This is a genomic window from Baaleninema sp. (assembly GCF_049974805.1).
Taxonomy (GTDB): Bacteria; Cyanobacteriota; Cyanobacteriia; order Cyanobacteriales; family Geitlerinemataceae; genus Baaleninema.
Genome location: NZ_JBNGCO010000144.1, coordinates 1 through 9,973, shown reverse-complemented (window position 1 = coordinate 9,973; position 9,973 = coordinate 1). Strand labels below are relative to the sequence as shown.

The 9,973-nt window shown below is 52.6% G+C and carries 9 protein-coding genes and 2 pseudogenes; 7 read left to right on the top strand and 4 right to left on the bottom strand.

Annotation, left to right across the window (positions count from 1 at the left end; genetic code table 11):
* Nucleotides 1-418 (bottom strand): annotated as a pseudogene (locus ACP5D4_RS19485) (hypothetical protein); the annotation flags it as partial.
* A 297-nt stretch (nt 419-715) separates the two neighbouring features.
* Nucleotides 716-2,218, bottom strand: a complete 1,503-nt coding sequence (locus tag ACP5D4_RS19480; protein ID WP_428013278.1) for a pentapeptide repeat-containing protein — start codon at nt 2,216-2,218, stop codon at nt 716-718.
* A gap of 234 nt (nt 2,219-2,452) precedes the next feature.
* Between ACP5D4_RS19480 and ACP5D4_RS19475 the strand changes: the two genes are divergently transcribed.
* The 6 genes from ACP5D4_RS19475 (at nt 2,453) to ACP5D4_RS19450 (ending at nt 8,757) form a co-directional block, all read left to right on the top strand.
* Nucleotides 2,453-4,789, top strand: a complete 2,337-nt coding sequence (locus ACP5D4_RS19475) for a tetratricopeptide repeat protein (protein ID WP_428013277.1) — start codon at nt 2,453-2,455, stop codon at nt 4,787-4,789.
* Nucleotides 4,786-5,598 (top strand): hypothetical protein, encoded by an 813-nt coding sequence (locus tag ACP5D4_RS19470; RefSeq protein WP_428013276.1) that lies wholly within the window; start codon nt 4,786-4,788, stop codon nt 5,596-5,598. Before ACP5D4_RS19475 ends, ACP5D4_RS19470 begins: the two co-directional genes overlap by 4 nt.
* Nucleotides 5,599-5,715: 117 nt before the next feature.
* Entirely contained in the window at nt 5,716-7,041 is a 1,326-nt protein-coding gene (locus ACP5D4_RS19465) for a substrate-binding domain-containing protein (RefSeq protein ID WP_428013275.1), read from the top strand.
* 63 nt (nt 7,042-7,104) lie between these two features.
* Nucleotides 7,105-7,266 carry a hypothetical protein gene (locus ACP5D4_RS19460; RefSeq protein WP_428013274.1) on the top strand — a complete coding sequence of 54 codons (162 nt, stop codon included), beginning with the start codon at nt 7,105-7,107 and terminating at the stop codon, nt 7,264-7,266.
* 1 nt (nt 7,267) lies between these two features.
* On the top strand, nt 7,268-7,837 hold the full coding sequence (locus ACP5D4_RS19455) for a phage tail protein (RefSeq protein ID WP_428013273.1): 570 nt from the start codon (nt 7,268-7,270) through the stop codon (nt 7,835-7,837).
* A 14-nt stretch (nt 7,838-7,851) separates the two neighbouring features.
* Nucleotides 7,852-8,757, top strand: a complete 906-nt coding sequence (locus tag ACP5D4_RS19450) for a hypothetical protein (protein WP_428013272.1) — start codon at nt 7,852-7,854, stop codon at nt 8,755-8,757.
* Here the strand turns inward: ACP5D4_RS19450 and ACP5D4_RS19445 are convergent.
* Nucleotides 8,727-9,089 carry a hypothetical protein gene (locus ACP5D4_RS19445; protein WP_428013271.1) on the bottom strand — a complete coding sequence of 121 codons (363 nt, stop codon included), beginning with the start codon at nt 9,087-9,089 and terminating at the stop codon, nt 8,727-8,729. The two genes, ACP5D4_RS19450 and ACP5D4_RS19445, sit on opposite strands and share 31 nt — an antisense overlap.
* A gap of 1 nt (nt 9,090) precedes the next feature.
* On the bottom strand, nt 9,091-9,483 hold the full coding sequence (locus tag ACP5D4_RS19440) for a hypothetical protein (protein ID WP_428013270.1): 393 nt from the start codon (nt 9,481-9,483) through the stop codon (nt 9,091-9,093).
* Between ACP5D4_RS19440 and ACP5D4_RS19435 the strand changes: the two are divergent.
* A pseudogene (locus ACP5D4_RS19435) lies at nt 9,465-9,973 on the top strand (hypothetical protein); the annotation flags it as partial. The gene ACP5D4_RS19440 and the pseudogene ACP5D4_RS19435 overlap by 19 nt on opposite strands.

The window sequence follows — 9,973 nt, the reverse complement described above, 5'->3', positions numbered from 1 at the left end:
GGCTGAAGCCGCAACATCTCTCACCCCGCCCTGGAAGGACGGGGCTTGTCGGTGTCCCGGTCATTTCGCGATCGGCTTCGTCGATGGGATCGCGAATGGGAAAACAGCGATCTGGTCGCGGTTCCCGAGGAATGACGATGGGGTTTCCCTCCAGGTCGAGAGCGAGTCCCGGCTCGATTTCCACCCAACGCACGTTTTCCCGAGACATCTCGTCGGGAATTTCCGACGGTTGCAAAATTCTCACCCCCAACCCCGACAGGATACCCGGTTCGTGAAGTCCCTGATAGTGAACGTTCTGGCGTCGCCGATGGTATTCTCGCTCGTCGTTCCAACGGGCGGCGTTAATCGTCAACCCGTCGTAAACGTCCAGGCGGTACAGGGGTTCGGGGTGGGGATAGGGGAATTCGGGAGCAGTCATAGCCGGGGAGATGGGGTGATGGTGCGATCGGGGTGATGGGGTGATGGTGCGATCGGGGTGATGGTGCGATCGGGGTGATGAGAGCAAGAAATTGAGAATTGATAGATAGTAGGGTGCGTGACTTGAAAAATCGGGTGTCGAACCTGAGACCCAGAAATCGTCACGCACCGACAACGTACATCTCCTCATCCCATCATCTCCTCATCCCATCATCTCCTCATCCCATCATCTCCTCATTAATCTCTCGGGGCGATCGCAGCAGTTTTTACGGGAAAACACTGATTTTTTCACAAAACTTTACCATCCTTCGGGACGCGATCGCACGTCGCAGGGGAGGGCTGGGCTACCGTTGGGCAAGATGGCACCGCAATATCGGGTTTCGTGGAGAGACTCGAGGGCGATGGTCGCCCCCTCTAGGTTCGCTTCGGCTAAGTCGATACCGTCGAGGTTGGCACCGCTGAAGTCGGCGCCGCTGAGGTTCGCTTGGCGGAAATCGGCGTCTCGGAGGTTGGCGCCGAACAATCCTGCTCCCGATAAGTCGGCCTCTTGCAGGTTCGATCGCTCTAGATTCGACCATTGCAGGTTCGCCTCTTGTAACTGCGCTCCTCGTAGGTTCGTATCCCGTAAATCTGCCATTTCGAGGTTCGTGCGTTGGAGTGTCGCTCCCTGGAAACGCCCGTGACGCAGGTGGCTCCCCCGTAAGTCGATTCCGGATAAGTTCGCCGCCTCCAGGTTCGCCCCGGCGAGGTTGGCTTCTTGTAACGTCAACGCGGAACCGGAGAGGTTCGCCCCCATGAGATTGGCATCCCGTAAGTCGGCGCCGGTTAAGTTGGCATCCTCTAAGTTCGATAAACTCAAGTCGGCGTGGCTGAGATCGCTTTCGATGAGGGAGGCGTTTTCGAGATCGACGCCTCGTAAATCTAAACGGCTGAGATCGCTTCGATTCAGGTTGGCTGACTGTAATGCGGCTTGTCGTAAGTCGGCGTGGCGTAAGTCGGCGTCTCGTAAGTCTGCCCCCCGCAAGTCGGCGGCGAATAAATCGGCTCCCCGCAGGTTCGTGCAGTCGGTATCGCCGTCTTCGGTTTCGCTGCAACTCAGTCTCGCGCCCCGTAAGTCGGCTCGACGGAGATCGGCATCTCGTAAGTCGGCGCCGTTGAGGGAGGCGCCGATGAGGTTCGCCCAGTTGAGGTTGGCGTCCCGTAAGTCGGAACTGGCGAGGTTGGCTTCTCGTAGGTAGCTGATGAAGAGATCGGCGTCGCGCAAGTCGGCTTGGTTCAGTTGGGCTTCCCACAGGCGGATGTTTCGCAGGTTCGATCGCCGCAGGTTGGCTTCGTTTAGGTTCGCGCCGTCGAGGAGCGATCGCTCTAGGTTCGCTTCGGATAAGTCGATTCTGGCTAAGTGGCGGGCGGTTTCGGGTTCGTTGACGATTTCCCAAACCCTCTGCCATTTTGGGGGCAGGCGATTGCCATCGAGCAGGGTTTCTCGTAAATCGCTAAAACGTAAGTCGGCTTGTCGTAAGTCGGCACCCCGTAAGTCCGTGCGGCGTAAATCGACGTTTCTTAGGTCGGCTCGGTTCAGGTTGGAACTCCGTAGGTCGGCATCTCTTAGGTCGCTTCCACGAAAGTTTACTCGCCGTAATTCTGCATCGCGAAAATATCGTTCTCTTAGGTCTGTGTTTCTGATGTTACAGCGATTACAGTCTCTTTCTTCTAATAATCGTTCGAGCCGATCTGCGAAAGCAGGTCGGACGATCAAAATGCTAAGAATTGGCAAAATTAGAGAGGATAAAAGGCGTTTCATGATAAAATAAGCTTGAGAAGAAATATTGTGATTTTACATTCACCAAACCGTTTCTAATCCCGTAATGCCCCCTCTCCCCTTCTCCCCCAATTTATTCGATCGATTTCAGTGATTTTGAGGAAAAAATGTAAATTTATGTTGCGAATCCCGAAAAAATACTGAATTTCGACCGAGAGAGTATAAAGGGGCGTCTCTCGTGGTTGCGAACTAAGTATCGATCGCCATGGAAAGGTCATGACCGCATTTCATCAGTGGTTCGGCGCGATCGCTCTCGCAGTCGGACTCAGCGTTACGGCGATTCCGATCGCCGCCCAAGATCGCCGGGTGGACGAATTCGAGATCGAGGATTACGACTACTGGGCGGATTTGTGCGATGAGTTGGAACGTTCGGAGAAATATCCGGAAGCTCTCGACGCCTGCGAACGGGCGATCGAAATGCAGCCGGGACGCAAGCGGCGCACGATTCCGGTTTGGGTGAGTCGGGGGAACGTTTTGCGCGATTTGGAAAATTACGAGGAAGCCCTCGCCTCCTACAACCACGTTCTCGATCTGGAACCGGACTATTCTCTGGTGTGGATGTATCAGTGCGAGGTGCTGGTGGGGATGGGACGCCAGGAACTGGCTCTGGCCGCCTGCGAACGGGCGTTAGAGGCGGATGGGAACTGGGGCGATCGCTCTCCGGCTGAGGCCTGGCGGGTGCGGGCGGTGGCGTTGCGCGATCGCGCTCGTCGTATCGCCCGAGATACGCGGGATTTGCGCGATCGACTGTTGGTTTCGGTGGCGGGAATTGACCCCAAAGACCTTACGAGTCCTCTCTACGAAACGGCGATCGCGGATTTGGAAGCGGTTTTGTGGGACCTCGACGAGGCGGCGGTGTCCTACGAACGGGCCTTGACCCTGGAAGGGGATTATGCTTTGGCTTGGGCGCAACATTGCGAGGTGTTGACGGAAATCGGACGGTTTCAGCAGTTGAAGGGGATTCTTACCCAGGAAATGGCCGAGGGGATTCTGTTCGATCGCCTCTACGAAGACGCCCTCGCCAGTTGTGAGGCGGCCTTGGCGATCGATCGCAATTGGGGCGAATTTAACCGGGCGATCGCTTGGCGCCATCGAGGGGGCGTTTTGGAAGCCTGGGCCGCGCGACAGCCCAATTTTCGCCTCGGCGCCCGCTATTGGGAAGCGGCGGTTAATTCCTACGAACGGGCGTTGGCTATCGACCCGCAAAGCCCCGAGGTGTGGACTCGTCAGGCGATCGTGTTGCAGGTTCTCGATCGCCCGGAAAAAGCCCTCACCTCCTACAACCAAGCCTTGGAACTCGCCCCAGACGCCTCGCAAACCCTGGCCTATCGCTGCGAAGTCCTGAATCTGTTGGGAGAGTACCAGACGGCTCTCGAATCCTGCGAGGGGGCGTTAAACGGCGATCTCGAGTGGGAGATCGAAAACGTCGCCCAAGCCTGGAACCAACGCAGTGCAGCCCTCATCGGGTTGGAAGACTACGAGGGGGCGTTGGAATCGGTGGAACGGGCCATCGCCCTCTACGATTATCCCCTCTCGACGCGGGTTTACGCGCCTCCGAAAGACGGTTCCCCCGCCGAGGCGTCGGTGGCGTTTCCTACCATCGATCCTCGGTTTCTCAATCCGCCGGAAGACCCCCTACGGCGGTGTCACGGTAATTTGACACCCATCGTTCAACGGGATTTTACCCGAAGGCTCGATCGCTACCGTCGCGCCCTTAACAACAAGGCGGTGAGTTTGTGGTATTTGGGACGCTACGGCGACGCCCGACTTTACGCGCAATTGGCGTTGAGTCCCCAAAGCGTGCGGCTGGTGGGGGTTCGCCTCAACGATAAGGACGCTGCGGACATCGCTTGTAATTATCCCCAAGCTTGGTTTAATTACGGTCGCATTCTCAGCGCCCAAGGGCAATATTCGGCGGCGATAAATGCCTATGAAATGGCTCTGAATACCTATAGTTTGTATCTTCCGCCGGAAGCGTTTCGTCCGCTGGAGGAGGGACGAGATGGGGTGAGGAACGCTTGTGAGTTTTTGTTGGGGAATTTGGGGGCGGCGACGGCGGTACAAACGCGACACCGCCGGATTTGTGCGAACCTTTTTCTCAATCAAAGTGCAGCCTATTGGCATTCTCAAGGCTGTGCGGCGGCGGCGGGAAGCTGTCAGGCGGCGGTGGACGCGATTCGCGATGCGGTGTCGCTGTCGCCGGATTCGGTTGAGGTTTGGTTCAATTACGGGCTGGCGTTGATGGCGAACGGGGATTTTCCGGAGGCGTTGCAGGCGTTCGATCGCGCGCAACAGCAGGTTTCTGAGGCGGTTTCTCAGGATAACTCCACGATACAGGCTCGTTTGGTTAGCGGACGGGCGAGAACGCTCTATGAATGGGCGACTGTGGTGGCGTCGGAGACGCCGGATTCGGCGACGGTGACGGAAGCGTTGGTGTTGGTGGAGGAAGCGTTGCAATTGAAACCAGACTATAACGCCGCCCGACAGTTACGCGATCGATTGTTACAAAGTTTGGGAACGACGTCGCAAGATGGGGAGGAAAGGGTTCGATGAAATGGATTAGAAGTCAGATTAAAAAATGTCGGCAAGCCTTTTATCAAGCGGAGGTTCAAGCCCGTCAAATGGGCAGTTTTGCCAGCAATCCGGTGGCGTTTTCTTGGCGTTTTGCGCGGCAATGGGGGACGAATTGGTTGAACGCGCCGGACGAGAAAAAAAACCCCGCTTTACGGCTTCCTGAAACTTCGGAAAATGGCCGTTCTAGCGCGGCAGAAACTGCGGCGTTGACGGGGGATGTTTCTTCGGTAAGTTCGGTTTTGGAAGACCGAGTTTTAGCGGTTGGAAACCGTCAGTATGTCTTGACGACGGAGAACTTGGCAACGGTTGAAGGCCAAGAGATTTATGGGGGGTATGGGACGGAAACGGATGGGGAAACTATTCGCTTTCCGGTGGCGATCGAAAAGATGGCTCGCGATCGCTTTGAGAAGCCCGATCGGGTTTTTTCTAAGTTTAGTGCGTCGAATTCTTTGCGAGAAAGTGAATATCGACTGGCTCTGAAATTTCGCATTGTTTTACCGAAGGCGTTTGTCGAACTATCTGACGACGCCCAGTCGGTTTACTTGGTTTACGACTTAAATAATACTCAAATTGATCCGCAGAAAATGACAACACTTTCTCGGGTTTTGCGTCCTTTTACGCCTGTTGAAATTGATAGTATTTTAAAAGATATTTGGCAAAGTCTCGATTATTTACATAATCGATTGCGCTATGGGGAAGACTTGCCCGTTGCCCACGGCAATTTATCCCTCGATACGCTTCTATTTTCTGAAGATGAAAAAGTCTATTTGTGGCAGTTAGGACTGTGACATAAAAATGCAATATCTCCTCATTATACCACAGATTTAGAGTCGAGTAAAATCTCGGTTGATGCTAATAAAAAACGGCTGGCGCAGCCGAACGAAAAGAAACGGGATATCGTCACGGTGGGGAAAGCGATATCTAAGTTGCTGTCGCCACGCTATGCTACCAGCGACACGGCGTTACAGGATTATCTCGCCGATGTCGCTGAGGGGAGGTTTGAGAGTGCGAGAGCGGCGCAAAAATATCTCATCGAACTCGATATTCCTACTCGGAAGTTTTGGGAAGTGGAACCGCAGGCGATCTCGCCTGTCGAGTCAGTTGAATTAGAGAAAACGCCTCGAAAAGAGGGATTGAAGAAAATTCGATCGATTTTCTATATTTTACTGCCAATTGTGCTGTTTGGTAGTTGGGGATGGTGGTTGACTCGCAAGTTGGCGACGGCGAACGTGACACTCCTTGAAGAAGCGGTTTATCACGATTTCAGCCAAGGCTGTTTCGATGGGGAAGGAGATATCGATCGCTGTCAGATGGCGAAGGCGATCGATCTCGCCTCTCAGCAAGATTTAATTCCATCTGATTTCACGATTTACTATACGTCGATTTGGAAGTATTTTTTAGAAAGTTCTAGCTTTAACACAGAATTGAGGAAACGTCAAGGCAATGGCAATAAAATTGAATGGAATTGGCGACTCACAGACTTTAATCGATTTAACGAACTTTCCCTCGGAGACAGACTGTTAATTACTCACGATCGCGCCGAGATTTTTAACCAACGAAATATGGCGCGATCGATAATTGCTTACGATGGTTTAGTCGCCTTGGTTTCCCCGAAATTAGCAGAGGTGTTGAACGGAAAAATTTCCCGAGAACAGTTGCAGGAAATCTATCGAGGAACCCTTCAAGAATGGAATCAAATTGAAGGCGTGGAAAATTTCAATAAAGAGATTGTCCTGTTGCGTCCGAGAAATGCTGAATTTGTGAAATTGTTCCAGGGTTTGCTATTTGGAGAACTGGCGAACACCGTGGTTGAAAATTCGCGAGCCGTCGATAACATTTTGGAAGAAGTAGCGAAAGCGAACGACGCCGCGATCGCCTTTGCACCGCTGAGTTTTGTGATGGGACAATGTTCTGTATATCCCTTGGCGATCGTGGGAGAAAACGGAACCGTTCAAGCCTTTGTAGATACCTACGGAAAACCCATTACGCCGCAAACCGATTTGTGCGACGATAAAGGCGGATATACCGCCAATTTCAATAAACTCGTTCGAGAAAGAGCGTATCCTTTATCCTATCGCGTCGTCGCCTATCGAGAAACGGGAAACGAGACGCCGCCGTTATTTGTGGAGTTAATGACGACAGATGAAGGACAGAGTTTGTTGAGAGCCTTGGGATTGGTTCCCTGTCGAATTCCGGGGGAAGAATTCTGTCAATTTCCAGAACAATCTTAGTGCGATCGCCTAAACTAGACATACACCCCTCTCGAATGCGAGTTTATCTTCAGCCTGATAGCAATGTCCGTTTCTAAATCCAAGTCTCAACCCGAAACTCGAGCGATCGAACAGATTCTCGAGGACCCGATTTTATTAAGAAAACTCAGCGATCGCGTCTACGAGTTACTCGCCGAAGAGTTACGAAACCAACGCGATCGCCAACCGCAATATTGGGGACAGTAAAATGGTCAATTACAACGGAAATATTCCCAGTTCGGGACCAACCCACGGAGCGACGCGAGCGGCGGAAGACTTGTTAACCGAACAGGCTCTCAATTACGTTTTGGCGAATCGCTTTTACGTCGAAATCGAGAGCAACATTACCGCCTGTTTTAGCGAATGTTCCGGGTTGGGGGTGGAAATTTCTACCGAACCCCATTTTGAAGGAGGACTCAACGACCAACAGCGAATTTTACTCGGTCAAGCCAAGTTTAACGACGTGACCTTGAAGCGGGGAATGACCAACGATTTGACGTTTTGGGATTGGATTGCGAAGACGTTGGAAGAACAACGTCCCGAACGTCGCAACGTCAATATATTGCTGTTTAACCAAGCCGGGGAAACTATGCAATCCTGGGAGTTGAAAGCCGCAGTTCCCGTCAAATGGACGACTCCGGCTCTCCAAGCGGACGCCAACGGCGTGGCGATCGAAGAATTGACCTTAGCTTACGAAGGGTTGAAAGTCTCGAAAAACTTCCAAGGAGGAGCGATCGAACGGCTGAAACAACGGGACAACAGCGGATATTTCAGTTAAAGGTTTAAATGGCGATGCTCTCTTTTAAACCCCTGGGACAACATCATCCGTTACAGCCATCGCCTCTGTGGGGAGGTCGATCGCCGTTGGGACAGTGGCGGTCCTTGGGGGTGTCTTCGCCGCTGCTGTCGCGGGTGGCGGTTGACGGGGGGTCCGAGGCCACTTCGCCAGCATTTCCCGAGAGGGTTTCCGACCCGAAAACTTCACCACCCTCGAATTGGGAAAATCTTCCCTTGGAAGAGATTGCGTCGGTGAAACCCCTGGCTTCGGCGAGATCGATCGCTGTGTCGAGTCCCTCTCTCCTCAGTCGTCGAGTTGGCGATCGTTCGTGGGTGTCGCCGTCGCCAAAAACAGACACTATATATAAGGATATCGATCGATTTTCGACAACCCCTCCGATTCAACCGAAACCGGAATCTCCCGAAACTGAATCTCCCGAAACTCCGATTCAACCGAAACCCGAATCTCCCGAAACTCCGATTCAACGAAAACCGGAATCTCGCGTTTCACCGAAACCGGAAACTCCGATTCAACGAAAACCGGAATCTCCTGAAACCGAATCTCGCGAAACTCCGATTCAACGGAAACCGGAATCTCGCGTTTCACCGAAACCCGAATCTCGAATTCAACCGAAACCGGAATCTCCCGAAACTGAATCTCCCGAAACTCCGATTCAGCGGAAACCGGAATCTCGCGTTTCACCGAAACCCGAATCTCGAATTCAACCGAAACCGGAATCTCCCGAAACTGAATCTCCCGAAACCGAATCGAGAATTTCCCCGAAACCGGAATCTCCCGAAACTCCGATTCAGCGGAAACCCGAATCTCGCGAATCGAGAATTTCCCCGAAACCCGAATCTCGCGTTTCACCGAAACCCGAATCTCGAATTCAACCGAAACCGGGAATCTCCCGAAACTGAATCTCCCGAAACTCCGATTCAACGGAAACCCGAATCGAGGATTTCCCCGAAACCGGAAATTCCCGAAATCGAATCTCGAATTTCGCCAAAACCCGAATCAAGGATTTCCCCGAAACCGGAAATTCCCGAAACCGAAACTCCGATTCAGCGGAAACCGGAATCTCGAATTTCACCAAAACCCGAATCTCGCGAAACCGAAACTCCGATTCAACGCAAACCGGAAATTCCCGAAACTGAAACTCCGATTCAACGCCAACCCGAATCTCGCGAAACCGAATCGAGGATTTCCCCGAAACCGGAAATTCCCAAACCGGAAATTCCTGAAACTCCAATTCAACGGAAACCGGAAATTCCCGAAACTGAAACTCCAGTTTCCCCGAAACCGGAATCTCGCCAACCCGAATCGAGGATTTCCCCGAAACCCGAAATTCCCCGAAACCGAATCGAGGATTTCGCCAAAACCGGAAATTCCCAAACCGGAAATTCCTGAAACTCCAATTCAACGGAAACCGGAAATTCCCGAAACTGAAACTCCAGTTTCCCCGAAACCCGAAACTCGCGACACCGAATCTCGAATTTCGCCAAAACCCGAATCGAGGATTTCGCTAAAACCGGAATCTCGGATTCAGCGGAAACCGGAAATTCCCGAAACTGAATCTCGGATTCAGCGGAAACCGGAATCTCGCGAAACTCCGATTCAACGGAAAATGGAATCTCGCGTTTCACCGAAACCCGAATCTCGAATTCAACCGAAACCGGAATCTCCTGAAACGGAATCTCCCGAAACTCCGATTCAGCGGAAACCCGAATCTCGCGAAACTGAATCTCCCGAAACTCCGATTCAGCGGAAACCCGAATCTCGCGAAACCCAATCGAGAATTTCCCCGAAACCCGAATCTCGCGAAACTCCGATTCAACGGAAAATGGAATCTCGCGTTTCACCGAAACCGGAATCTCCTGAAACGGAATCGAGAATTTCCCCGAAACCCGAATCTCGCGAAACCGAAACTCCGATTCAACCGAAACCGGAATCTCGCGTTTCACCGAAACCGGAAACTCCGATTCAACGAAAACCGGAATCTCCTGAAACCGAATCTCGCGAAACTCCGATTCAACGGAAACCGGAATCTCCCGAAACTGAATCGAGAATTTCCCCGAAACCCGAAACTCCGATTCAACCGAAACCGGAATCTCGCGTTTCACCGAAACCGGAAAC